The organism is Acidovorax sp. 22279, from assembly GCF_052045435.1.
In the GTDB taxonomy this organism is placed as follows: domain Bacteria; phylum Pseudomonadota; class Gammaproteobacteria; order Burkholderiales; family Burkholderiaceae_C; genus Acidovorax; species Acidovorax delafieldii.
In genome coordinates this window covers 34,672-55,457 of sequence record NZ_JBQEOV010000014.1, presented here as the reverse complement: position 1 = coordinate 55,457, position 20,786 = coordinate 34,672, and the positions used below count along the sequence as shown (strand labels likewise).

Annotated in this window: 23 protein-coding genes; 9 read left to right on the top strand and 14 right to left on the bottom strand. The window is 67.6% G+C overall.

Annotated features, from left to right (window positions below):
• Nucleotides 1-128: 128 nt before the first annotated feature.
• The gene (locus tag ACTJKQ_RS18180; RefSeq protein ID WP_440597653.1) at nt 129-743 is read right to left on the bottom strand and encodes a DUF7482 domain-containing protein; all 615 of its coding nucleotides are present in this window, start codon (nt 741-743) and stop codon (nt 129-131) included.
• 96 nt (nt 744-839) lie between these two features.
• On the opposite strand from ACTJKQ_RS18180, the gene ACTJKQ_RS18175 reads away from it, so the two are divergent.
• Nucleotides 840-1,430: an NAD(P)H-dependent oxidoreductase gene (locus tag ACTJKQ_RS18175; RefSeq protein ID WP_056747039.1), complete on the top strand. Its 591-nt coding sequence runs from the start codon at nt 840-842 to the stop codon at nt 1,428-1,430.
• A gap of 34 nt (nt 1,431-1,464) precedes the next feature.
• Here ACTJKQ_RS18175 and ACTJKQ_RS18170 read toward each other — a convergent pair whose 3' ends face one another.
• A complete protein-coding gene (locus tag ACTJKQ_RS18170; RefSeq protein WP_440597652.1) occupies nt 1,465-2,415 on the bottom strand; it encodes an NAD(P)H-dependent flavin oxidoreductase in 951 nt (316 codons plus the stop codon).
• Nucleotides 2,416-2,485: 70 nt separating this feature from the next.
• Nucleotides 2,486-3,274, bottom strand: coding sequence for a pseudouridine synthase (locus ACTJKQ_RS18165; RefSeq protein WP_440597651.1), 789 nt, complete (start codon nt 3,272-3,274; stop codon nt 2,486-2,488).
• 106 nt (nt 3,275-3,380) lie between these two features.
• On the opposite strand from ACTJKQ_RS18165, the gene ACTJKQ_RS18160 reads away from it, so the two are divergent.
• A complete protein-coding gene (locus ACTJKQ_RS18160) occupies nt 3,381-3,716 on the top strand; it encodes an ankyrin repeat domain-containing protein (protein ID WP_056064787.1) in 336 nt (111 codons plus the stop codon).
• Between the two features lie 80 nt (nt 3,717-3,796).
• Here ACTJKQ_RS18160 and ACTJKQ_RS18155 read toward each other — a convergent pair whose 3' ends face one another.
• Entirely contained in the window at nt 3,797-4,276 is a 480-nt protein-coding gene (locus ACTJKQ_RS18155) for a TerB family tellurite resistance protein (RefSeq protein WP_440597650.1), read from the bottom strand.
• A gap of 124 nt (nt 4,277-4,400) precedes the next feature.
• On the opposite strand from ACTJKQ_RS18155, the gene ACTJKQ_RS18150 reads away from it, so the two are divergent.
• On the top strand, nt 4,401-5,318 hold the full coding sequence (locus tag ACTJKQ_RS18150) for a DHH family phosphoesterase (protein WP_099730750.1): 918 nt from the start codon (nt 4,401-4,403) through the stop codon (nt 5,316-5,318).
• A 98-nt stretch (nt 5,319-5,416) separates the two neighbouring features.
• Here the strand turns inward: ACTJKQ_RS18150 and ACTJKQ_RS18145 are convergent, their stop codons facing one another.
• The 3 genes from ACTJKQ_RS18145 to ACTJKQ_RS18135 form a co-directional block, all read right to left on the bottom strand.
• Nucleotides 5,417-6,643, bottom strand: a complete 1,227-nt coding sequence (locus tag ACTJKQ_RS18145; RefSeq protein WP_440597649.1) for a DUF1501 domain-containing protein — start codon at nt 6,641-6,643, stop codon at nt 5,417-5,419.
• 11 nt (nt 6,644-6,654) lie between these two features.
• Nucleotides 6,655-8,265, bottom strand: a complete 1,611-nt coding sequence (locus tag ACTJKQ_RS18140) for a DUF1800 domain-containing protein (RefSeq protein WP_440597648.1) — start codon at nt 8,263-8,265, stop codon at nt 6,655-6,657.
• Between the two features lie 169 nt (nt 8,266-8,434).
• Nucleotides 8,435-9,718, bottom strand: coding sequence for an MFS transporter (locus ACTJKQ_RS18135; RefSeq protein WP_440597683.1), 1,284 nt, complete (start codon nt 9,716-9,718; stop codon nt 8,435-8,437).
• A gap of 248 nt (nt 9,719-9,966) precedes the next feature.
• Between ACTJKQ_RS18135 and ACTJKQ_RS18130 the strand changes: the two genes are divergently transcribed.
• Complete coding sequence (locus tag ACTJKQ_RS18130) at nt 9,967-11,670, top strand: flagellinolysin (protein WP_440597647.1); 1,704 nt, start codon at nt 9,967-9,969, stop codon at nt 11,668-11,670.
• Between the two features lie 57 nt (nt 11,671-11,727).
• Here the strand turns inward: ACTJKQ_RS18130 and ACTJKQ_RS18125 are convergent, their stop codons facing one another.
• Nucleotides 11,728-12,162 carry a thermonuclease family protein gene (locus tag ACTJKQ_RS18125; RefSeq protein ID WP_146871460.1) on the bottom strand — a complete coding sequence of 145 codons (435 nt, stop codon included), beginning with the start codon at nt 12,160-12,162 and terminating at the stop codon, nt 11,728-11,730.
• Between the two features lie 489 nt (nt 12,163-12,651).
• Between ACTJKQ_RS18125 and ACTJKQ_RS18120 the strand changes: the two genes are divergently transcribed.
• Entirely contained in the window at nt 12,652-13,146 is a 495-nt protein-coding gene (locus ACTJKQ_RS18120; protein WP_056747050.1) for a DUF2242 domain-containing protein, read from the top strand.
• Between the two features lie 64 nt (nt 13,147-13,210).
• On the opposite strand, the gene ACTJKQ_RS18115 is transcribed toward ACTJKQ_RS18120, so the two are convergent.
• Complete coding sequence (locus ACTJKQ_RS18115; RefSeq protein ID WP_440597646.1) at nt 13,211-13,756, bottom strand: RBBP9/YdeN family alpha/beta hydrolase; 546 nt, start codon at nt 13,754-13,756, stop codon at nt 13,211-13,213.
• A 139-nt stretch (nt 13,757-13,895) separates the two neighbouring features.
• Here ACTJKQ_RS18115 and ACTJKQ_RS18110 point away from each other — a divergent pair, with 139 nt between their 5' ends.
• Nucleotides 13,896-14,333, top strand: a complete 438-nt coding sequence (locus ACTJKQ_RS18110) for an Lrp/AsnC family transcriptional regulator (RefSeq protein ID WP_056064760.1) — start codon at nt 13,896-13,898, stop codon at nt 14,331-14,333.
• Nucleotides 14,334-14,383: 50 nt separating this feature from the next.
• Here ACTJKQ_RS18110 and ACTJKQ_RS18105 read toward each other — a convergent pair whose 3' ends face one another.
• Together ACTJKQ_RS18105 and ACTJKQ_RS18100 are read right to left on the bottom strand one after the other, a co-directional pair.
• Nucleotides 14,384-14,953, bottom strand: a complete 570-nt coding sequence (locus ACTJKQ_RS18105) for a dihydrofolate reductase family protein (RefSeq protein ID WP_440597645.1) — start codon at nt 14,951-14,953, stop codon at nt 14,384-14,386.
• Nucleotides 14,954-15,079: 126 nt separating this feature from the next.
• The gene (locus ACTJKQ_RS18100) at nt 15,080-15,718 is read right to left on the bottom strand and encodes a TetR/AcrR family transcriptional regulator (RefSeq protein ID WP_082565059.1); all 639 of its coding nucleotides are present in this window, start codon (nt 15,716-15,718) and stop codon (nt 15,080-15,082) included.
• 93 nt (nt 15,719-15,811) lie between these two features.
• On the opposite strand from ACTJKQ_RS18100, the gene ACTJKQ_RS18095 reads away from it, so the two are divergent.
• Nucleotides 15,812-16,837: a saccharopine dehydrogenase family protein gene (locus ACTJKQ_RS18095; RefSeq protein ID WP_440597644.1), complete on the top strand. Its 1,026-nt coding sequence runs from the start codon at nt 15,812-15,814 to the stop codon at nt 16,835-16,837.
• Between the two features lie 13 nt (nt 16,838-16,850).
• On the opposite strand, the gene ACTJKQ_RS18090 is transcribed toward ACTJKQ_RS18095, so the two are convergent.
• The gene (locus ACTJKQ_RS18090) at nt 16,851-17,741 is read right to left on the bottom strand and encodes a LysR family transcriptional regulator (protein ID WP_440597643.1); all 891 of its coding nucleotides are present in this window, start codon (nt 17,739-17,741) and stop codon (nt 16,851-16,853) included.
• Between the two features lie 132 nt (nt 17,742-17,873).
• Between ACTJKQ_RS18090 and gstA the strand changes: the two genes are divergently transcribed.
• On the top strand, nt 17,874-18,482 hold the full coding sequence (gstA, locus tag ACTJKQ_RS18085) for a glutathione transferase GstA (RefSeq protein ID WP_440597642.1): 609 nt from the start codon (nt 17,874-17,876) through the stop codon (nt 18,480-18,482).
• Nucleotides 18,482-19,192, top strand: a complete 711-nt coding sequence (locus tag ACTJKQ_RS18080; protein ID WP_395453628.1) for a glutathione S-transferase family protein — start codon at nt 18,482-18,484, stop codon at nt 19,190-19,192. The genes gstA and ACTJKQ_RS18080 overlap by 1 nt, the downstream gene beginning before the upstream one ends.
• Nucleotides 19,193-19,211: 19 nt before the next feature.
• Here ACTJKQ_RS18080 and ACTJKQ_RS18075 read toward each other — a convergent pair whose 3' ends face one another.
• Both ACTJKQ_RS18075 and ACTJKQ_RS18070 read right to left on the bottom strand, forming a co-directional pair.
• Nucleotides 19,212-19,748 (bottom strand): pseudouridine synthase, encoded by a 537-nt coding sequence (locus ACTJKQ_RS18075; protein ID WP_440597641.1) that lies wholly within the window; start codon nt 19,746-19,748, stop codon nt 19,212-19,214.
• 88 nt (nt 19,749-19,836) lie between these two features.
• Nucleotides 19,837-20,778 carry a M23 family metallopeptidase gene (locus ACTJKQ_RS18070; protein ID WP_099732173.1) on the bottom strand — a complete coding sequence of 314 codons (942 nt, stop codon included), beginning with the start codon at nt 20,776-20,778 and terminating at the stop codon, nt 19,837-19,839.
• Nucleotides 20,779-20,786 lie beyond the last annotated feature (8 nt).

Sequence of the window (20,786 nt, the reverse complement as noted above, 5' to 3'; positions counted from 1 at the left end):
AAGGCATTGCGGGAGTGCGTCGGTGCCATGGCGGCCGCCGCGCAGAGCAGGGGCAAAAAGTGTAGCGCAGGGGATGGCAGTGAGTTGCCGCGGAACGCAGTCCCGCTTGTATTGCGTGGCGGTCTGCTTCAGGGTGTGCGCCCATCAACTGAAACACCCGGCAGTGCCCTCAGCCGACCACGGTGGATGATGGGGCAGTTGAGCACCACCCGCGTTATCTGCAGCGTGATCTGGCCTTTGTCCTGCGCGTCCAGCACTTCTTCCTCGGACCGCAGGGTGCGAGCCTGCGTGGCATCGACCCAGGTGACCTGAACCAGTTGCCACAACGGGCTGTAAGCCGTGTAGGCATTTGCAGGCCCCACAGGGCGGGGAGCGGATGCAAACACGCTGGCCTGCTCGAAGTTGGTGGTGCCGTAGACGCGATCGGTCGCCCCCAGGCGCTGCATGCCAGAGGATGTTGATGCCTGTGGGTCGGGCAGGGCGTTGGCCAGCAGAGGCGCGTAGTTCGCATGCTTGGCGCGGGCCATGTCGGCATCGGATGCATCGGTGGTCACATAGAGGACCTCTTGCCCCTCGAACCAGCCACGAAGCAACGGCAGGTGTGCCTTCTCAGGGGGATCGATGGGGGCTGGAGCCGTGCCGCACGCCACCAGGGCGATCAGGACCACTGCCGAAGTAGCCATTCGCAGCCGGGACTGCAGGAACTGCGGGGACAACGTGGTGCAACGGAGAATGGTGCGCATGGTCGGGTCCAGGAACGTGGAATGTTGCGGGAAGGCGTAGAGTCAGACGATAGTGCTTGCAGGCTTTCCGCATAGATGTGGATGAGGAGAACGAACATGGACCCCATGCGCATTCTGTTGATCCAGGGACACCCAGACGCCCTGGCGCCCCACTTGTGCCACGCCTTGTCCCAGGCCTACGCCGAAGGGGCCATGGCGGCGGGCCACGTGGTGAGGCTGGTGGATGTGGCCGCCATTGATTTTGCCCTGCTGCGCAGCCAGCACGAGTGGGAGCTGGGCCTGCTGCCCGCGTCTCTCAAGCCTGCGCAGGCTGACATCGGCTGGGCGCAGCACATCGTGCTGTTCTTTCCGCTGTGGCTGGGCGACATGCCAGCCTTGCTCAAGGGTTTTCTGGAGCAGGTTGCAAGGCCCGGTTTTGCCTTCAACCCCGAAGGCAGCAACCCCTTTGGGCGCAAGGGGCTCACCGGGCGCAGTGCGCGGGTGGTGGTCACGATGGGCATGCCAGCGCTTGTCTATCGCTGGTACTTCCGTGCACACAGCGTGAAGTCGCTGGAGCGCAATATCCTGGGCTTTGTGGGCGTTGCGCCGGTGCATGAGACGCTGGTGGGCAGCGTGGATCAACTGGGCGAGGGTGGGGTTGCCAAGTGGAAGGCGCGCATGCGCGCGCTGGGGGCCAAGGCGGCGTAGGCCACAGGCGCGGCTGGCCGCACCGCCGTGTTCTTCAGCCAAACGTGCGCGCCATGCCCATGGCACCCATGCGCTGGCTGATGGCAAAAAATTCCGCCACGGTGTCTTCAATGATCTGCTGCGCGGTCTTGACGGAGTCAATCAATCCCGCAGTCTGCCCCGCCAGCGCAGGGGCCGCCTCCATGTCACCGTCAAAGTACACGCGCTGGATGCCCGCAAAGCTGTCGGCGGGCATCAGTCCCGCCTCGTGGATGGCCTGCGTGCGCTGCGACTTGAGCGCGCGGATGCAGGGGCTGGCCTTGGTGTTGAGCATCCAGGTGCCGGTGACGCCCGCATCGACGATCGCGTTCTTGTAGTTGGCGTGCACGGGGCTTTCGGCGCAGCTGACAAACCGTGTGCCCATCTGCACCGCCTCGGCCCCCAGCGCAAAGGCTGCGGCCATGCCGCGCCCGTCGCAGATGCCACCTGCCGCCACCAGCGGCACGTCCACCCGTGCGCGGATGGCCTGCAGCAGCACCAGAGTGGAGACCTCTTCGGGGTTCTTGAAACCGCCGCCTTCACCGCCTTCGACCACCAGGCCGTCAATGCCTGCGTCCACGCATTTCAGCGCGGCGTCCACCGTGGGCACCGCGTGGTACACGGTGATGCCCGCGTCCTTAAGCGGCGCAATGAACTTGGCCGGGCTACCCGCCGAGGTGGTCACAAATTTCACACCCGATGCGCACACAAAGCGCAGCATGGCGTCGTCCTTCAAAAAGCGGATGGGCAGGTTCACGCCAAACGGCAGGCCCAGCGCGCTCATCTTGGTGATCTCGGCTTGGCAGTTGGCCGTCTCGCCGGAGGACGTCTCAATGATGCCCAGCCCACCCGCGCGCGACACCGCCGCGGCCAGCTGCGTGCGCGCAATCCAGCCCATGGGCGCCTGGATGATGGGGTAGCGCGCGCCCGTGTGGGCAAGGACGCGGTTGGTGGCGGGTGAGGTCATGGGCAAGGTCTCCTGATTTTTTGAGAGCGCCCATTATTTCGACGGGCATGCCGTCGCCGTGTCGCCCGCGTTACGGGGCCTGGGCGGGGGGCTCGTGCCAGGGCAGCTTGGCAAACAGGCGCTGCCAGTCGGCACATGGCACGGTGGAGTCGTCGGCGGGGGCGTGCCCGCAGTCCCAGTCCGCGGGCCCCGGCCAGCGCAGCCCGCTGTCGAAGGTCATCGCCACCCCCAACACCGGGTGCGGCACCGTCAACTGCCAGGCATGCAGCCACAGCCGCTGCTGCCCCAGCCGCTCGGCCCACCAGCGGTTGAGCGGGCCCTTGCCGTGCGTGGCATCGCCAATGATGGGGTGCGCCAGGTGCTTGAGGTGGCGGCGGATCTGGTGGCGCCGCCCCGTGGTCGGAATGGCCTCGACCAGCGAGGCGCGGGTGGTTGCAAAACGCGCGTCGCTGGCCTCGGGCAGCGTGAGCTGCGCCAGCCGCCGAAAGCGTGTGTGGGCGTCCTGTACGGCGGCGTCCGCAGGCGCATCGTCGGGCTTCAAGGCATGGTCCACCTCGATGGCCTCAGGCGCCCAGCCGCGCACCATCGCCAGGTAGCGCTTGTGCGTGGCGCCATGCTCGAATGCCTGTGACAGCGCGCGCGCCGCATCGCTGTGCAGCGCCATCACCAGCACGCCGCAGGTGCCCTTGTCGAGCCGGTGCACGGGGTACACATGTTGGCCCAGCTGGTCGCGCAGGGTCTGCATCACAAACCGCGTCTCGCCCGCGTCCAGCCCCGTGCGGTGCACCAGCCAGCCTGCGGGCTTGTACACGGCCACCAGGTGCTCGTCGCGCCAGAGGATCTGCAGGGGAGGGGGCATGGAGGAATGTGTGTGGGCCATCGCGGGCTAGGGGAAGGCGCGGATTGTGCCGCACGCCCCGCTGCCTACACTGGCCCCGTTCAACCCTTGCAAAGGATGCCCAGGTATGTCCGCTGGAGACTGGAAAGACATGTACGCCGCCGCCGTGGCGGGCGACCTGGCGCTGGTGCGCCACCACATCAGTGCAGGCGTGAACCCCAACTACCAGCATCCCGAGATCCTTTGCACGCCGTTGGTGGCGAGCCTGATCCACGGCCACCACGAGATCGCTCACTACCTGCTGGCGCATGGGGCTGACCCAGGGCTGCGGTCGGACTTCGACGACATGACCCCGCTGGAGGCCGCCCGCCGCTACCGGCGCACCGAGTTCATCGCCTTGCTACAGGCGCAAGGCGCCAAGGAAGAGCGCAAGCCGTTCTGGTGGCGCTGGTTGCCCATTTAGCCCCCTGGGTTGCTTGGCGTCCTTTTTTCCCAAAGGGACGCCACCCGTGCGCTGCGGCGCACACCGGGGCCGCGTCCGTCTCAATGGGGCGACTGGCCGGCGTGTGCCGTTTCTTTCGCCCTGAGCTTGGCGCCGATGTACTCGCCATGCGTCACATGCAGCAGGCCGGCCACCTTGCTGATGGTGTGCATCTCGTTCTCGTCAGGGCGTGCGTCCGCGTAGGCGACCTGCCACATGGCTTCAACGAGCTGGATCTTCTCGTCCTGCGTGAAATGCTCGTTCAGCTGGCTGGTGAAGCGCTGGTAGTCGTAGGCGGTTCTGGAGGTGGCTGCGGCCTGTTCCAGCAGGCGCTGCAGTTCATCGTCACTTAGTGCAAATTGCCGGTGCAGTGCAGTCTGCATCACGCTGCGCTCCGCATCGCCCACCGCCGACTGGGTCCGTACCACCTCCACCAGCAACACGGCGGCTGCCAGTTGCACAGACCGCGCACGCTCTGCAGGAGATGGCGTGGGGTTGAACGGGGTGAGGCTTTCAAGCAGGTCTTTGAGGGCTTGGAACATCGTGTGGTTTGCTGGCTGCGTCAGTAGGGTGGAGGCGTTGGGGGTGGGGTTGGTTCCGCTGACGTGTGCTGGCTGCGCACGTTGCGCTCGCTGCGGCACAAAGCCCCGGCGACAATCGGGGGCCATGACGAAGAAAACCATACTCCCCTTGCAACTGCTGGTTGCCCCCGACAAGAACGACCCCGCACCGCTGATCCTGTACCACGGGCGCAATTGCCCCGATGGCTTTGGTGCGGCGCTGGCGGCATGGCTGTACTACGGCGACCAGGCTGAATACGTGGGGCTGGACCACGGCGATGTCAAGACCGTGGACGACCTGCCGCCCCTGCAAGGCCGCGCGGTCTACATCCTCGACTTCTCGTTTGCCAACGAGGTGATGGCCGCCATCGACGAGCGCGCCGCCAAGCTGGTGATGCTGGACCACCACAAGAGCGCGGCCGAAAAGCTTACCGGCTTTGCCTGCCGCTGCGGTGTGGTGCACTTCGACATGAACAAGTCGGGTGCGCGGCTGGCGTGGGAGTTTTTCCATCCGCACGAACCGATGCCTGCCCTGTTCAAATACGTGGAAGACCGCGATATCTGGAAGTGGGAGTTTGCCGAGAGCGCTGCCTTCCTGTCAGCCCTGGACATGGAAGAGCAAGGCTTTGCCCGCTGGCGCGAGATTGCCGACTTCACGCCCGATCAGCTCCAACAGTTCATGGTGCGCGGCGAGGCCATGGACCAGAAGTACCGCAAGCTCTGCGCCGACATCGCCGAAGGCGCGCAGCCGCTGGTGTTCAACGGCATCACCGGCCTGATGGTCAATGCCCCCGGCATGTTCCACAGCCTGGTGGGCGACATCCTCTCGGCCAAAACGGGCACCTTTGCGCTGATGTGGAGTGCTGGCGAAAAGGGCGTGAAGGTGGGGCTGCGTGCGCAGCGCAACTTTGACTGCATCGCGCTGGCCGAAAGCATGGGCGGCGGTGGCCATGCGCAGGCCTGCGGCTTCAAGATGAAGGTGGAGCGCCTGCCAGAGCTGCTGACAGGTACCTTCAACGCGTGATGCCCGGGCGATTTTGAGGATAAATCGCCTGTAGCGCTACATCTACATGCCTGAGTAGCTATCAAAAATATAGTGAATGATGTGGGGCGCCAGCGCGGCTAAACCAGCCGCAGGTCGGCCCCCTGGGTCCCTGGAAACACCCGCGCCACGGCCGCCGGGTTCAGCCCGTACATGCGGGCGAACAGTCCCCCCAACACACTGCGGTAGTCGTTGAGCACGGGGTAGTCGCGGTTCTGGAACAGCGTGGTGGCGGTCAGCGCCTGCTGCTCGCCCGCAATGCGGCCGCCATTCACCCCGCCGCCCAGCACCCAGAACACCGTGCCGTGGCCATGGTCCGTGCCCCGGTTGCCGTTCTCGCGGAAGGTGCGGCCAAACTCGCTGATGACCACCACCACGGTGGACTTCCACGCGGGGCCCATCTCGTCGGCAAAGCCTGCCAGGCCCCGGCCCAGTTCCTCCAGGCGGTTGGCCAGCGTGCCGGTGGCGGCGCCCTGGCCCACATGGGTGTCCCAGCCGCCCACGTCCACAAAGCCGAGCTGGTAGCGCGACTGCATGAGCCGCGCCATGCGCTGGGCCGTGCCCTCAAAGCCCTTGGTACTCAGCGCATTGCGGCTGGCGGCCTCCATCTCGCCCTGCATGGTGCGGGCGACCTCATCGCGGGTGGCAAAGCCTTCGTTCACAGGCGTGGCCAGCGGTGTGCCCCGGTACATGGAGGCGATGAGTTCGGCCTGCCGCGCATCCACACCACCGCGCCCCGCGCCTGCGCTCAGTGCGGTGTTGGGCACATCCACCGCCCCGCGCAGCACCAGGGGTAGGGTGCTGGTGAACGCCATCGGCTGCAGCGCCACCGGGGCACCGTCGGCGCGCGGGTTCAGCTCGGCCACCAGCCGGTTCAGAAAGCCCGATCGGTAGTCGCGCCGCCCGCCCAGGGGCTGGCCCAGCTCAATGCTGTCCTGGGTGTCGAAGTGGCTGCGGGAGAGGTCGTCCGTGCCTGCAAACGGAACAAAGGCGAGCTGGCGCTGCTGGTAAAGCGGCAGCATCGATTCAGCCAGTGCTGGGTGCAGGCCCCAGTCGGGCGTGAGCGGCAGGGCGCCGCCCTCCTGCCCCGGCCGGGCGATGGCGATGTTGGGCCGTGTCTCGTAGTAGTAGCTGCTGGCCGTGGGCACGAGCAGGCTGGCGCAGTCGTAGCCACCGCGCAAGAATACAAGCAGAAAGCGCGCGTCCTGCGCGCGGGGTGCGGCGAGCACGCTGGCGCTGTGCACGCCCAGGCCTGCGCCGAGTGCGCTGGCGCCCAGGGCCTGGAGAAGGTGTCGTCTGTGCAGCATGAATCTTCTCCTCATCCGTGCATGAACTCGGGGGATGCGAGGAACAGCAAGTTCCATTCGCGCGGTGAGGTGGCCTGTGCCAATGCACCGCGCGTGGCTGGGGACCAAGTGGGCTCCAGCGTACGCACGTAGGCGGTCTGCGCCAGGGCCGGGGGCGTGCGCGGCGCGGCGCGGGGTGCCGCGTCATCGTTCGCTGGTGGGGCGGCCATGGCGCCTGCACCCAAGGCCCGCGCCATCTCAAAGCGTGTGCTCATCTGCCCCGAGCCTGACCATGTCGCGGAGTCCAGCGGGTAGCCATCGGGCGTGACACGGCCATACAAAGGCTCGGCCAGCCGTTGCAGCCAGGCCAGCGCAGGGTCGGTGCTGGGCAGCACGGCATCGCCGTGGGCCAGGCGCAGGCCCGCCAGTGCGTAGTGCACCGGGTCCCGAAAACGCTGGCCCAGGGATGCGCGGAACTCTGGTGTGTGGAACAGCGTTTCCAGCACTGCCGCAATGTCGCCGTCCGTGCGCTCAAAGCTGCGGGCCAGGGTCTGCAGCAGTGCGGGGGGCGGGTTGTCGCCCACCAGAAAGAGCGCGATCTTGCGGGTGATGAAGCGCGCGGTGGCAGGCGCGCGGGCCAGGCGGTCCAGGGCCTCGTCCACCTCGGCCAGGCCCTCGGCGCGCAGCGGCTGGCCGAGCAGTGTCTTGGGCTCCCAGTCGTGCCGCTGGGGGTTGAACTCGAACAGGCCGTCGCGCACGTAGTGGCGGCGCAGCGCAGGCTTCATGCGCGGGGGCTCGTCGCCCGGCGGCCGCTGCGACACGCCCACGCCGGTCAGCACGCGGGCCAGCTCCTGCACGTCCTGCTGGCTGTAGCCACCGTCCACGCCCAGCGTGTGCAGCTCCATCAGCTCGCGCGCGTAGTTTTCGTTGATGCGGCCTGCAGCGTTCTGCGCGTTGTCCAGGTAGCGCAGCATGGCCGGGTGGCGCACGGTGGCGCCCAGCAGGTCGCGAAAGCGGCCCAGCGCGTGGGGGCGCACCGCACGCTCTTCGTAGTCGCCCACCAGGGCGCGCAGGTTGCCTTTGCCTGCAAACACGTTGAAGTGGTTCATCCAGAACCAGGTCATCTTCTCGCGCAACTGGCTGGGCGAATACAGCGCGCGCAGCACAAACCGGGCGGCAGCCTCTTGCTGCAGGGCGCGCATGTCCTGCTGCCAGACCTTGAGCGCGGCCTTGCGCTCGTCCTCGGTGGGTTGGGCCTTGGCGGCGCGGTTGCGGGCTTCCATGTCGGCCGCCAGCGCCTCGATGGGGGTGCGCGAGATGGCCATGGCGTCGATCTGTGCCTGGGCTTCGCGGGGCAGTGCGGTGTGGACACCTGGGCGCAGTTGCGCAGCCAGATACGCGCTGATGCTCAAGCCACCCAGCGCTTGCGTGCCCTGGGCGGTGCAGCCCCAGGTCACGCGGTCCAGCAGGCGGGCCAGGGTGGATTCGTCGGCCGCGCTCCAGGTGCCCGGGCCTGTTGTGTGGGGCACTGCGGCTGCGGGGGGCGCGGCTTGTGTGGCAAGGGGGGCGCCAAAGACGGCGCAACCCGCCAGGCCGAGCAGCAGGGTGCGGCGGTGGAGGTGCAGTGGGTTAGTGGGGGTCATGGGGCCTCGCGGGCAGCCAGCCAATGGCTGTCCGCATGGTGCCGCTGCCACCACCCGCATGCAAGCCCGCACGGCGGGTTTTACCTGCGCGACACAAACGCCAGGGAGGATGTATCGAGGGGTATCTTCAAACCCCCAGACATGATCGCCTGAGAACAGGTTCTCGGTGCTATGGCGCTGCGCCCGTGGCCTGTGCGGCCTCCTCAAAGCGGTCTACCTTGCGCAGGGTCTGGAACGCCATCATCCAGCCACCCACCACACCCAGCGTGCACAGGCCGCCCACGATGGCGGCGGGCACCACGCCCAGCCATGCGGCGCTGGTGCCCGCGCGGAATTCGCCCAGTTCGTTGGACGAGCCGATGAACAGCATGTTCACCGCGTTCACCCGCCCGCGCATGGTGTCGGGCGTGGAGAACTGCACCAGAGCGCCCCGGATGTACACGCTCACCATATCGGCCGCGCCTGCCACCAGCAGCGCCGCAAACGACAGCCAGAACAGCGTGGACAGCGCAAACACCAGGTTGGCCACGCCAAACACCGCCACCGCGATGAACATGGTGCGGCCCACTTGGCGGTTGAAGGGCCGCATGCTCAGGTACAGCCCGGCGCTGACTTCGCCCACAGCCATGGCACTGCGCAGCGCACCCAGGCCCGCCGGGCCCACGTGCAGCACCTCTTGCGCATAGATGGGCAGCAGCGCCACCACGCCGCCCAGCAGCACGGCAAACAGGTCCAGCGAGATGGTGCCCAGGATGATGGGCCGCGTGCGGATGAAGGTGATGCCCGCGCCAAAGCGCTCGAACATCGTGCCTTGCGCGGGGCCGGGTGCCGTGGCATGGGCCACCGCCACGCGCAGCAGCAGGGCCACCCCGAGCACAAAACACGCGCAGCAGATGGCATAGGTCAGCTCGCCGCCGCCCAGCGCATACAGCAGCCCGCCCAGCAGCGGCCCGCCAATGCTGGCCACACGCATCAGCATGCTGTTGGCGGCGATGGCCTGGGCCAGTTGTGCACGGGGCACGATCTGTGGCAACAGGCTCTGCATGGCCGGGCCCGAGAACGCGCGGGCACAGCCATACAGCACCAGCACGGCATAGATGCCCGCCACCCCACTGCTGCCGTGGCCAGACAGCCACCAGAGCAGGGCGCTGCACAGGCCGCCCACCGACCAGGCGATCGCCAGGATGCGCTTGCGGTCAAAGCGGTCGATCAGGTCGCCCGCGGGCAGCAACAAAGCCAGCATGGGCAGAAACTGCGCAAGCCCCACATAGGCCAGCGCGAGCGGCTGCCGGGTCAGGTCGTACACCTGCCAGGCCACCACCACCGCCTGTACCTGGGTGGCGATGACGGCCACCACGCGGGCTACCAGAAAGGAGACAAAACCGTTGTGGCGATAGACGCTCTGAGCGTCGCTGGCGGCGGGAACAGGCGAAGTGGGCTCGGGAACGGGCATGGACAAGGCGTGGGAGCAGAGAGGCGGCCCAGGGCTGCGCGGACCTGGGGAGAACCCTGATGCTAGCGCCCTCGGCGCGGGCGCGCTGTGAAGGCGGGGTAAAGCCCGGCGCCCAGGCGGTGCGCCCGGACCTCAGGTTCTCTGTCGACCTGCCGAAAAGACGACAGAGGCCCTGAAAAGCAGGCCTGCTCCGCCCGTGGCGCCTGTGCGCTGCGCCGATTCACCCCCTGGAGACCAATGGTCGAGCCATGGCGTTGACGATCAACACCAATGTGATGTCGCTGAATGCGCAGCGCCGGCTCGGCAATGCACTGGGCGACCTGGCGACGACCGTGCAGCGCCTGTCTTCGGGCCTGCGCATCAACACTGCCAAGGACGACGCGGCGGGCTTGGCCATCTCGGAGCGTTTTACCTCCCAGGTCCGGGGCATGAACCAGGCGGTGCGCAACGCCAACGACGGCTTGTCGCTGATGCAGACGGCCGAGGGCGCCCTGCAGGGCGTGGCCGCCAGCCTGCAGCGCATCCGCGAACTGGCCGTGCAGGCGGCCAATGACACCAACAGTGCCTCCGACCGGGAGGCCATTCAGGCAGAGGTCTCGCGCCTTGCGCAGGAGATTGACCGCACCGGCCGCACCACCCAGTTCAATGGCATGAATGTGTTCGACACCTCCAGCGCGAGCGTGGTGGGCGATGAAAACCTGCTGGGCGTGTACGACGGCTTGACCAGCGCGGGCAGCTGGCTGGAAAGCAGCGAACAGCTCATCCGCACTTACTACGGCCTCAAGGCCGATGGTGCCAAGCTCGATATCCGCTACACCGGCTACACCGACGGCGCCGGCGGGGTGGCTGCCTATGTGCAAAACACGGGCTATGACGCCAACGGCCGGGGACTGAGTCTGGTGTTGCAGGTGGACATGGCTGACTTTGTGCCCCCCAACCTGCCCAACGGCGGCACCGCGCCGTACTACAACGACCGCATCATCGGCCACGAGATGGTGCACGCCGTGATGGCCCGCAGCACCAACTGGCAGAACCTGCAGGCCGGCAACCTGTGGTTCATCGAAGGCACGGCCGAGTTCATCCAGGGGGCGGATGAGCGGGTCAAGAACGACATCGCTGCAGTGACCACGGCAGGCGTGGTGGCCGCCATCAATGGCCCCACCAACACCAGCGAGTTCTACTCGTCCAGCTATTCGGCGGTGCGCTACATGCATGACCGCATCAAGGCGGCGGGGGGCACAGGGGTCAAGGATGTGCTGACCTACATGACCGCCAACCCGGGCGCCACCCTCGACACCGCCATCGCCAATGCCTCGCACGGCGTGTTTACCAACGCAGCCGATGTCAAAAGCCAGTTCGCCACCAACGGCGCCGCGTTCATCGGCACCTTTGACCTGAACAACGACGACACGGGGGCGATCGGCGGGCTGGATGTGGACGGCGGCGCCGCGCGCAATGCCAAGGCCGCCATTCCCAACATGGGCAGCCGCTCCGGCCAGGATGTGCTGGAGGGGTTCACCGAGTCGTACGAAACGATTGCCAAGAACGCCGGGGCCGTGAGCACCAAGGTGTTCCAGGTCGGCGCCAATGCCAACCAGACGCTGGAGACACGGGTGGGCGTGATCAGCCTGGGGGCGCTGGGCCTGCGCAACACGCTGGACGTCACGGTGTCGCCCGCACAGGCCATCGTGGCGGTGGACCGCGCGCTGGACTATGTGAGCAGCCAGCGCGCCGTGCTGGGCGCCCAGGCCTCGCGCCTGGAGGCCACCATCGGCAATCTGCAGGTCAGCAGCGAAAACCTGTCGGCCAGCCGCGCACGCGTGGTGGACACAGACTTCGCAGTGGAAACTGCTTCGCTGGCGCGCCAGCAGATTCTGCAGCAGGCTGGAAACGCCATGGTGGTGCAGGCCAACCAGATGCCCCAGGGCGTGCTGGCCTTGCTGCGCACCTGATCGCCTTCCGCTCAGGATCGTCAGCGAGGCGGTGGTGCGCGCCGTTTCCCTGGCGAATCAACGGCGCTGCCGGTGCCGGTAGTCCCAGGGCGCCAAAGGCCGCTTCTGGGACCACAGGCCCGCATGCTGTGCCTGTGCAGAGCGCTGCAAGGGCGCCAGGTGCGGGTAGTGGCTGGCGTAGGGCGTGTACACCCAGGCCATGCCTGCGCGCACCTGTGCCGTGGCGACATCGGTGCCACCACAACGCACCTGCGCCACCATGCGTCCGTAGCTGTCCTCATCCACGGGTTGTAGCGTGGCCCGTTGTCGAAAGCACAGCTGTGCCAGGTGCTGCCGCGACTTCTGCCCAAACGCTTGCCGCGACTCGGGCGCATCGATGGCGGCGATGCGCACCTTCACCTGCTGGTAGGCACCAGGTGGCCCGCAGCGGGCAGTGAGGGTGTCGCCGTCGCTGATGGCAACGACCAGGCAAAACAGGGAAGCGAGGGGCACAGGGAGCTTGGGTGTGTGTTTGCAGGCACTGGCGCCAGTGTTTCTTGCAAAAATGGAGCGATTTGGCTGGGTGCGCTACAACAGCATGCTTTTGTAGCTATTAATAGTATAGCGGCGTGCTGCGTGATGACGGTGACACAACAAGGGCTGGTATGGGGGCATGCGCCTGCCGCCGCCCTGCGTAGCATCTGGCGGGCCACAGGTCTGCTTTGCTTCAAGGTGAGACCACGCTGTGGTGTGCATGGCATGAAGAATCTGGGGAACCGGGAGCGGTTACTGCCGTCAGACACCCCAGGCGCTGTGACAATGGGGTGCATTGTCCAATGCGCTCGCGTCGCGTTTGCTTCGCGCTTGTTATCGTCGGCGATAGCCGCCCACCCCCAAGGAGTCCCGGTTTTGCGTTTCCCCTGGTCCACAGAATCCCATGCCCTCCAACCAGCGCTCCTGCGCACCGCTGCAGTGGCCCTGGCCTGTGGCGCGACTTTGGTCATGGCAGGCTGTGCCGGCACAGGGGCCAAGACGTTTGGCGTGCAGGAGAACTTTGGCTCAGTCGCCACGTACTCGCGCCTGTTCGATGCCACGCCGGCCCAGACGTGTGAAGCCTCGCGCCGCGCGCTGCTCAGCCAGGGCTACGTCATCTCGTCCAGCGCGGCCGACCTGGTGGAAGGCAAGAAGAGCTTCCAGCCCGAGCCCGAGTCGCACCTGCAGATGGTGGTGCGCGTGGTGTGTGTGCCCGAGGCCAACGACGGCAAGGTCAGCCTGGGCTTTGTGACGGCCACCCAGGACACCTACGCATTGCGCAAGACCAACAACTCGGCCAGCGTGGGTGTGGGCGCCATCGGCTCAGTGTCGCTGCCGTTCTCATCCAGCAGCGAGTCCCTGGTCAAGGTGGGCAGCGAGACCATTGCCAAGGACACCTTCTACGACAGCTTTTTTGATCTGGTCAAACGCTACCTGGTCATCGACCAGGCGCTGGCAGACTGAGCAGCCGGGGGCGTGCCCGGCTTTTTTTCGCTCGTCTCTCGGCCCACTTCCCGCCGGTGCTTTATCAGGCGGCGCGCCAGCGTTGTACCCAGGCCCAGCCTTCAGGCCAGTCGCCCAGGCCGCTGTCGGCATTGATATGCCCCTTGGCCCCCAGGTCCACCTGCTGGGCACCCCAAGCGGCTGCGCAATGGGCCGAGAAGGCAGGAGTGGAATACGGATCGTCGCTGCTGCTCACCAGCATGGCCTGCCGCGCAGGCTGACCCGGGGCGGTCAGCGCCGCAGGCACGGGCGTGAAGCCTTTGGCATCCGGTGGAAAGTCGGGCCCATCCGGGTCTGGTACGGCCACCAGCAGCAGGGCATGCACAGCGGTCAACACGCTGGCAGCCCACCGCGCCAGTGCCAGGCAACCCAGGCTGTGGGCCACCACGATGGGGGGCTGGCCTGCTGCGGTGATGGCCGCTTCAATGGCCTGCACCCAGGCGTCGCATTGCGGGTGTGCCCAATCGGCCTGCTCCACCCGCACCACGCCCGTGTGCTGGGTTTGCCACAATGATTGCCAGTGGCGGGGGCCGGAGTTGTAGATGCCGGGAACAAGCAAAACAGGTCTCATCGTCAAAATTCCTTCAGGTCAAAAAAGCAGTGGTGTCACTGCCTGCCAACGATAGGTGCCGCGCCTGTGGATGGGCAGGGGGCATCATCGGAAAGTGGCCCTCCAAACCTTGAAGTCATCGCCAAGGGAGCATTGCACCGTGGAGCTGGACAAAAAAGACCGACAGATCCTCATGGCCCTGCAGGCCGACGCTCGCCAGAGCCTGTCTGCCTTGGGCAAGCAGATCGGTCTGTCGCAGCCTGCGATGAGCGAGCGCGTCAAGAAACTCGAAGACGCCGGTGTGATCGTGGGCTACCAGGCCCGCATCGACCTGGCTGCCGCTGGCCTGGGCTTGCAGGCCGTGGTGCGGGTGCGCACCACGCACGAACACATTCAGCGCTACGTGCAGCTGTTTCAGACCATGCCCGAGGTGCTGGACGCCGTGCGCGTGACGGGAGAGGACTGCTTTGTGGTGCGCTGCGCATTTGGACAGCCGGCAGACCTGGAGCGCGTGGTGGATGCCCTGGCGGCGTTTGGCAGCGTGTCTACCGCCTTGGTGCTGTCGCACCCCGTGAGCAAGATGGTGCCGCTGGCATGACGCGGCGGGTCAGCAGAACCTGCGGGTGAACTTCGCGGGGTGTCGTCTGCTCAACGGGTGACCAGGTACCGCAGCTCCGCAAAAATGCCGCCCAGCGTTGTCACTGACTTGAGCTGCAGCGGGGGTTGCATGATCTGGCGCGGCAACAACGGCGTGCCTGCGCCCAGCGTGACGGGGGCGATCTGCACGATCAGCTCGTCCAGCAGGCCCGCGTCGTAAAACTGCCCCACCAGGTCACCCCCACCCACGACCCACACATTGCGCCCCGCTGCAGCCTGCACCATGGCCTGGTGCACGGGCCGCACATCGCCACGCACAAAGCGCACATCCGCGCCTTCAATGCCGCGCAGCGTGCGTGCACTGAACACCCAGGTCGGCGGCGTGTAAGGCCAGGGCTGGCCCGCATCGATGGCATGTTTCAGCATCCATTCGTAGGTGTGCGATCCCATCGCCAGCGCACCCACGTCGCGGATGAAAGCGGGGTAGCTGGAGCCATCGATCTCGCCAAATTGCAGCAGCCAGCCAAGGTCATGGTCGGGCGTGGCGAGGAAGCCATCGAGGCTGGCTGCGCCATAGAACTGGGTCTTGCCGGGGCGGGGGTGGTTGCCTTGTGGGGGCATGGTGGGGCTCCTCTCTGAGGGTGGGTAGGTGCGCGGGCCCGGTGCAGGTGCGGCGGGCACGGTGGGGCACAGTCACTGTAGAGAGGGGCTGCTGACAACGGCCTGGCAGCAGATGTCAGGCCGGGGTCAGCCCGGGCTGCGGGCACCGGCCTGCAGGGCCTGCACGGCAGCTACCAGCACGCCGGTGGCTTCTTCGGCGCTGAGCAGTCCGGCGCTCACGAATGCGCCGTTCACCACCACCGCGAGCTGGGCGGCCAGCTGCTCGGGGTGGGGGGCCTTCAACCGCACCGCGACCTCGTGCAGGCGCCCCCGCAGCGCTTGCATGTGCCGCCGCGCCACGTGCCGTGCAGGGTGGTCCTGCTCGGCGAACTCGGCGGCCACGTTGATCTGGGGGCAGCCCCGGTAGTTGGAGCGGGCCAGGCGCTCGCCAATCCAGCGCATGTGGGCCTCCAGTTCACCGGCGGGGTCGTCGGCGAACTGGGCTGCCACGCTGTCCCACTGGTCCCAGAACTCGACGTCTTCCCGCTCCAGGAAGGCCACGATGAGGTCGTCCTTGGTGGGGAAGTAGCGGTACAGGCTGGTCTTGGCCACGGCGGCTTCCAGCACGACCAGGTCCACGCCCACGGCGCGCACGCCGCGTTCATAGAACAGCCGGGACGCGGTGTCGAGGATACGGCTGCGGACATCGGCGGCGGGCTCGGCCACAGCGGCCGGGCCGCTGGTGGGGGAGAGGTCTCTGGTGGAACGGGAATTTGTGGTGCGCATGCTTGACATGATACAGACCTGTCTGTAATCTTAAAAAAACAGACAGGTCTGTATCGTTGAATTTCAACCACCCACCCAACGCAAAGGATGACCATGAACCCGCAACAACACCGCCCCATCGCCGTTTACGGCGCCACCGGCCACACCGGCCAATTTGTCGTGCAGGAAGCACAGCGCCGCGGGCTGCCCGTGGTGGCCGTGGGGCGCAGCGCCGCCCGGCTGGACGAGGTGTTTGCCCCTGGCGTGACCCGGCGCATCGCCGATCTGGCCGACCCCACCAGCCTGGAACAGGCGTTTGCCGGCTGCGCCGTGGTCATCAACTGCGCGGGCCCCTTTCTCGACACGGCTGCCCCGGTGGCGCAGGCCGCGCTGCGGGCAGGCTGCCACTACATCGATGTGACGGCCGAGCAGGCGAGTGCGCAGGCCAGCCTGGCCGATTTCGATGCGCCGGCCCGCGCTGCGGGCAAGGTGGTGATTCCGGCCGCCGCCTTCTATGGCGGTCTGGCCGACCTGCTGGCCAGCGCGCTGGCCAGGGCCGGCACCATCGACGAGATCACTGTGGCGATCGGGCTGGACCGCTGGTGGCCCACCGCCGGCACGCGCAAGACGGGTGAGCGCAACACCGTGCCGCGCCAGGTGGTGGCCCACGGGCGCCTGGTGCCGCTGGTGCCTTCCGAGCACGTGCCGGACTGGGCGTTTGCCGCGCCCCTGGGCAGCCAGGCCATGGTGGAGATCCCGTTCAGCGAGGTCATTACCATCGCCCACCACCTGCCTGTGGGCCACATCCGCTCGCTGCTCAACCGCTCGGCGCTGCAGGACATCCGCGACACCGGCACCCCGCCGCCCACGGCCGCGGACGACAGCGGACGCTCTGCGCAGCGCTTCGAGCTCATGGTGCAGCTGGTGCAAGGCGGCCGGACCCGCACCGCCGGCGTGCGCGGGCAGGATATCTATGCCGTGACGGCGCCTATCGTGGTCGAGGTGGCCCAGCGCCTGCTGGCGCCTGCCTACGCCCACAGCGGTGCACTGGCCGTGGCGCAGGCGGTGGACCCGGTGGACATGCTGCGCGCGTTGCACGGCACGGCGCTGGAGGTGTTCGGCGACGCCTTGCCCGGCTGATGTCCAGGGGCGCTCAGGGCAGCTGCACGGTCTCCGCCAGATGCCCGTACACCGCTGCAATGCGCCGCAGGTGCCGCGACTCCGGGTGGGTCAGCAGCCACAGCTCGGTCTCGCCGTCGGCCAGCGCGCCCGTGAGCGGGCGCAGGTCGCTGCGGCCCTGGGCCAGAAAGAGGGGCAGCACCCCCACGCCCATGCCCAGGGCCACCAGTTCCATCACGGTGAGCAGGCTGTTGACGCGGTAGGTGGGCTGTGCCCTGGGGTATTGCTTCTTGCGCCAGCGCACTGAGGGGTGGTCGGGCAGGGCGTCGTCAGGCGCAATCCAGGCGGCGCGGCCCGCCTCCACATCCGACAGGGCCAGGGTGCTGGCGGTGCCTGCGTAGAGGGCCGAGCGGATCATGCCCAGCTGCCGCCCCACCAGGTGCTGTGGCGGGCGCTTGGTGGCGCGCACGGCGATGTCGGTGTCGCGCCGCGTCAGGCTCACCAGCTCGTTGCCGGCGTGCAGCTCGTACCCCAGGGCCGGGTGCCGGGGCTGCAGCATTTGCAGGGCTGGGGCGATGAGGCCGTGCAGGATGGTGTCGGTGGTGGAGATGCGCACCGTGCCCGACACCTGTTCGGGCTGCGCCTGTGCGGCAGAGCGCGCGGCCTCCAGGGCGGCTTCCACCCGCTCGGCCTGTTCGGCCAATGCCTGGGCCAGTTCCGAGGGGCGGTAGCCGGCGCGCGACCGGTCGAACAGCGACTGGCCCAGCCCCCGTTCGATGCGCTGGATGGCGCGGAACACCGTGGACGCATCCACACCGAGCCGCTCACCGGCGGCCGCCAGGGTGCCGGTGCGCACCATGGCCAGCAGCACTTCCAGCTCGGCCGCGCCCAGTTGGTATTGCGCTGATGCAACGGTTGATTTCATGGGTGCTTATTTTGTTTGCGTTGTTGCAAGCATAGATTCTGCCTGTCGCCGGGCCTTGCCGTGTACCGATGGGTGTCTGTGGCTGCCAAGGGGCGACATATTCCAACCGTTTTTACAGAAAGCCCCGTTCCCATGAAGCTCTACTACGCCCCCGGTGCCTGCTCGCTCGCCGTCCACATTGCCCTGCGCGAGGTCGGCGTTGCGTTCGATCTGGTCAAGGTGGACCTGGTGCACCACACCACCGAGACCGGCGCCAACTATCTCGACATCTCCCCGCGCGGCTATGTGCCCCTGCTGGAGCTGGCCGACCAGTCGCGCCACACCGAAGCAGCGGCGCTGCTGCAGTACGTGGCCGACCTGGACCCGGCGCGCGCACTCATCGGCCAGCCCGGCTCCAGCGAGCGGCTGGCCGTGCTGGAGTGGCTCACCTTCGTCAGCACCGAACTGCACAAGGGCTTCAGCCCCTGGCTGTGGCACAAGGAGACGGCCGACTCCACGCGCCAGGCCGTCAAGGCCAAGCTGGCCGTGCGTTTTGCCGAGATGGAGGCCGTGCTGTCGCGCAGCGATTTTCTGGCAAGCGGCTACAGCGTGGCCGACGCGTATGGCTTCACCATCGTCAACTGGTCGCACCTGCTGGGCATCCCGCTCACTGCCTACCCGGACCTGCAGGCCTGGATGGCACGCGTGGCGGCCCGCCCGCAGGTGCAGGCTGCGCTGCGGGCTGAGGGGTTGCTGTCGTGATGGCCCAGACCACAGCGCCCGCTGCGCTCACTCTGGTCTCGCACGCGCTGTGCCCCTATGTGCAGCGCGTGGCCATCGTGCTGCACGAAAAGGGCCTGGCGTTCGAGCGCCGCACCATCGACCTGGCCCGTAAGCCCGACTGGTTCCTGGCCCTCTCGCCGCTGGGCAAGACCCCGGTCCTGCAGGTGCGCGGCCAGAGCCTGTTCGAGTCGGCCGTGATCTGCGAATACCTGGACGAGGTGGCCATGCCCGTGCTGCACCCGCCAGATCCGCTGCAGCGCGCACGCCACCGGGCGTGGATGGAGTTTGGCTCTGCGGTGCTGAACACCATCGGCGCTTTCTACGCCGCGGCGGATGAGGCCACGCTGCAGGCCCGCGCGCAGGACCTGCGCAGCCGTTTTGTGCAGATCGAAGAGGCCCTGGGCCAGCGCAGCGTGCCGGGGCCGTACTTTGCCGGGCCGGACTTTGGCATGGTGGACGCGGTGTTCGGCCCGGTGTTCCGGTACTTCGACGTCATCGACACCTTGCCGGGCATGGATGACCCGGGGCTCTGGCACGGCTTGCCGCTGGTGCAGCAGTGGCGGGCTGCGCTGGCGGCACGCCCTTCGGTGCAGCAGGCCGTGGGTGTGGACTATGCCGAGGGCTTGCGGGCCTTTTTGCGCGCGCGCGGGTCAGCGCTGTCGCGGCGCATGCAGGCGGTGGCCGCGTAGACCCCGCACGCCTGCCGGCTCAATCCGCCCAGGTGCCCGGCGCCAGCCCGTCCAGCGTGTACGGACCGATGGCCGCGCGGATGAGCCGCAGCGTGGGGTGGCCCACGGCAGCCGTCATGCGGCGCACCTGGCGGTTGCGGCCTTCGCGGATGATGAGTTCGATCCACGCGGTGGGGATGGCCTTGCGCTCGCGGATGGGCGGGGTGCGGTCCCACACCGCAGGGGCGGGCTCCAGCAACCGTGCGCGGGCGGGCAGGGTGGGGCCGTCGTTCAGCACCACGCCGCTGCGCAGCGCGGCCAGCGCGGCCTCATTGGGGATGCCCTCTACCTGCACCCAGTAGGTCTTCTCCATCTTGAAGCGCGGGTCGGCAATGCGGGCCTGTTGCTTGCCGTCGTTGGTCAGCAGCAGCAGCCCTTCACTGTCGGCGTCCAGCCGCCCGGCCACGTACACGCCGGGCAGGTCGATGTAGTCCTTCAGGCCCTGCCACTTGCCCTCGGGCGTGAACTGGCTCAGCACGCCGTAGGGTTTGTTGAAACGGATCAGGCGCGGGGTCATGGGGGCGGTTTCAAGCAAAAAGGGCCGGATGCGCTAGTGCAATATGCGCTGGGTGCTATCAAATGCATAGTAATGAAGCCCTGCGCCATCAGGCCGGCACGAACAGCGCCGGGTCCACCATGGTGCGGTTCAGCATCACGCCCCAGTGCAGGTGCGGGCCGGTCACGCGGCCGGTGGCGCCCACCTTGCAGAACGCGTCGCCCGCCTGCAGCACATCGCCCACCCGCACCTCCATGCTGCTCAGGTGGCAGTACATGGTGAGCAGGCCCTGGCCGTGGTCCAGCCACACCGTGCCGCCGTTGAAGAAGTAGTCGCCCACGTCAATCACCCGGCCCGGCAGCGGCGCCACGATGGGCGTGCCGGTGGCGGCGGCAATGTCCATGCCGCTGTGCGGATTGCGCGGCTGGCCGTTGAACACGCGGCGCAGCCCGAACGAGCTGGACCGCCGCCCCGGCACGGGCACGCGCATGCGCAGCGATGCCAGCGCCACGCCGGCGGGCTGCTCGGTGAAGGTGGCCATCACCTGGGCCTGGTGGTCGCGCTCGCGCTCGTAGCGGGCCTGGTCCTCGGGCGAGAGGTCCACCGTGCGGGGCGACACCTTCAGGTGCTGCTCCTTGTATTGCTTGGGGGCCACGCTGTAGTGCACCAGGCGCGGGCTGCCGCCGCCCTCGGGCAGCACGCTGATGAAGGCATCGCCCGGCGCTGCCGCCAGCGGTATGCCCACGATGGCCGTCCACTCGATGGCATCGCCCACCACCCGCAGCGGCACATCCACCTCGCCCTGGCGCACCTGCGCCACCGGCCGCGTGGCCGCCGGGCCCAGCGACAGCCGTGCCACGCCCCCGGGCACCTGTAGCGCCTGGGGCCACACCGTGGGCGCGGGTGGCACAGGCTTGGCATGCAAAGGGGCCACCAGGGCAGGCTGCGCCAGCAGGCCCGCCGTGCCGATCAAGGCGCTGCGGCGGGTGATGGAGAGGGCGGGGCGGGCGGAAGCAGGGCGGGCAGATTCAGACACGGCAGAGGAAGGCATGAACAAAA

What these genes read in the sequence shown, in the direction of transcription:
- ACTJKQ_RS18120 (WP_056747050.1), top strand. Translation starts at nt 12,652, where the DNA reads ATGGCAGGCTGTGCCGGCACAGGGGCCAAGACGTTTGGCGTGCAGGAG.
- ACTJKQ_RS18175 (WP_056747039.1), top strand. Translation starts at nt 840, where the DNA reads ATGGACCCCATGCGCATTCTGTTGATCCAGGGACACCCAGACGCCCTG.
- ACTJKQ_RS18165 (WP_440597651.1), bottom strand. Translation starts at nt 3,274, where the DNA reads ATGCCCCCTCCCCTGCAGATCCTCTGGCGCGACGAGCACCTGGTGGCC.
- ACTJKQ_RS18135 (WP_440597683.1), bottom strand. Translation starts at nt 9,718, where the DNA reads ATGCCCGTTCCCGAGCCCACTTCGCCTGTTCCCGCCGCCAGCGACGCT.
- gstA (WP_440597642.1), top strand. Translation starts at nt 17,874, where the DNA reads ATGAAGCTCTACTACGCCCCCGGTGCCTGCTCGCTCGCCGTCCACATT.
- ACTJKQ_RS18170 (WP_440597652.1), bottom strand. Translation starts at nt 2,415, where the DNA reads ATGACCTCACCCGCCACCAACCGCGTCCTTGCCCACACGGGCGCGCGC.
- ACTJKQ_RS18080 (WP_395453628.1), top strand. Translation starts at nt 18,482, where the DNA reads ATGGCCCAGACCACAGCGCCCGCTGCGCTCACTCTGGTCTCGCACGCG.
- ACTJKQ_RS18145 (WP_440597649.1), bottom strand. Translation starts at nt 6,643, where the DNA reads ATGCTGCACAGACGACACCTTCTCCAGGCCCTGGGCGCCAGCGCACTC.
- ACTJKQ_RS18115 (WP_440597646.1), bottom strand. Translation starts at nt 13,756, where the DNA reads ATGAGACCTGTTTTGCTTGTTCCCGGCATCTACAACTCCGGCCCCCGC.
- ACTJKQ_RS18155 (WP_440597650.1), bottom strand. Translation starts at nt 4,276, where the DNA reads ATGTTCCAAGCCCTCAAAGACCTGCTTGAAAGCCTCACCCCGTTCAAC.
- ACTJKQ_RS18070 (WP_099732173.1), bottom strand. Translation starts at nt 20,778, where the DNA reads ATGCCTTCCTCTGCCGTGTCTGAATCTGCCCGCCCTGCTTCCGCCCGC.
- ACTJKQ_RS18095 (WP_440597644.1), top strand. Translation starts at nt 15,812, where the DNA reads ATGAACCCGCAACAACACCGCCCCATCGCCGTTTACGGCGCCACCGGC.
- ACTJKQ_RS18160 (WP_056064787.1), top strand. Translation starts at nt 3,381, where the DNA reads ATGTCCGCTGGAGACTGGAAAGACATGTACGCCGCCGCCGTGGCGGGC.
- ACTJKQ_RS18075 (WP_440597641.1), bottom strand. Translation starts at nt 19,748, where the DNA reads ATGACCCCGCGCCTGATCCGTTTCAACAAACCCTACGGCGTGCTGAGC.
- ACTJKQ_RS18180 (WP_440597653.1), bottom strand. Translation starts at nt 743, where the DNA reads ATGCGCACCATTCTCCGTTGCACCACGTTGTCCCCGCAGTTCCTGCAG.
- ACTJKQ_RS18130 (WP_440597647.1), top strand. Translation starts at nt 9,967, where the DNA reads ATGGCGTTGACGATCAACACCAATGTGATGTCGCTGAATGCGCAGCGC.
- ACTJKQ_RS18090 (WP_440597643.1), bottom strand. Translation starts at nt 17,741, where the DNA reads ATGAAATCAACCGTTGCATCAGCGCAATACCAACTGGGCGCGGCCGAG.
- ACTJKQ_RS18100 (WP_082565059.1), bottom strand. Translation starts at nt 15,718, where the DNA reads ATGCGCACCACAAATTCCCGTTCCACCAGAGACCTCTCCCCCACCAGC.
- ACTJKQ_RS18105 (WP_440597645.1), bottom strand. Translation starts at nt 14,953, where the DNA reads ATGCCCCCACAAGGCAACCACCCCCGCCCCGGCAAGACCCAGTTCTAT.
- ACTJKQ_RS18140 (WP_440597648.1), bottom strand. Translation starts at nt 8,265, where the DNA reads ATGACCCCCACTAACCCACTGCACCTCCACCGCCGCACCCTGCTGCTC.
- ACTJKQ_RS18150 (WP_099730750.1), top strand. Translation starts at nt 4,401, where the DNA reads ATGACGAAGAAAACCATACTCCCCTTGCAACTGCTGGTTGCCCCCGAC.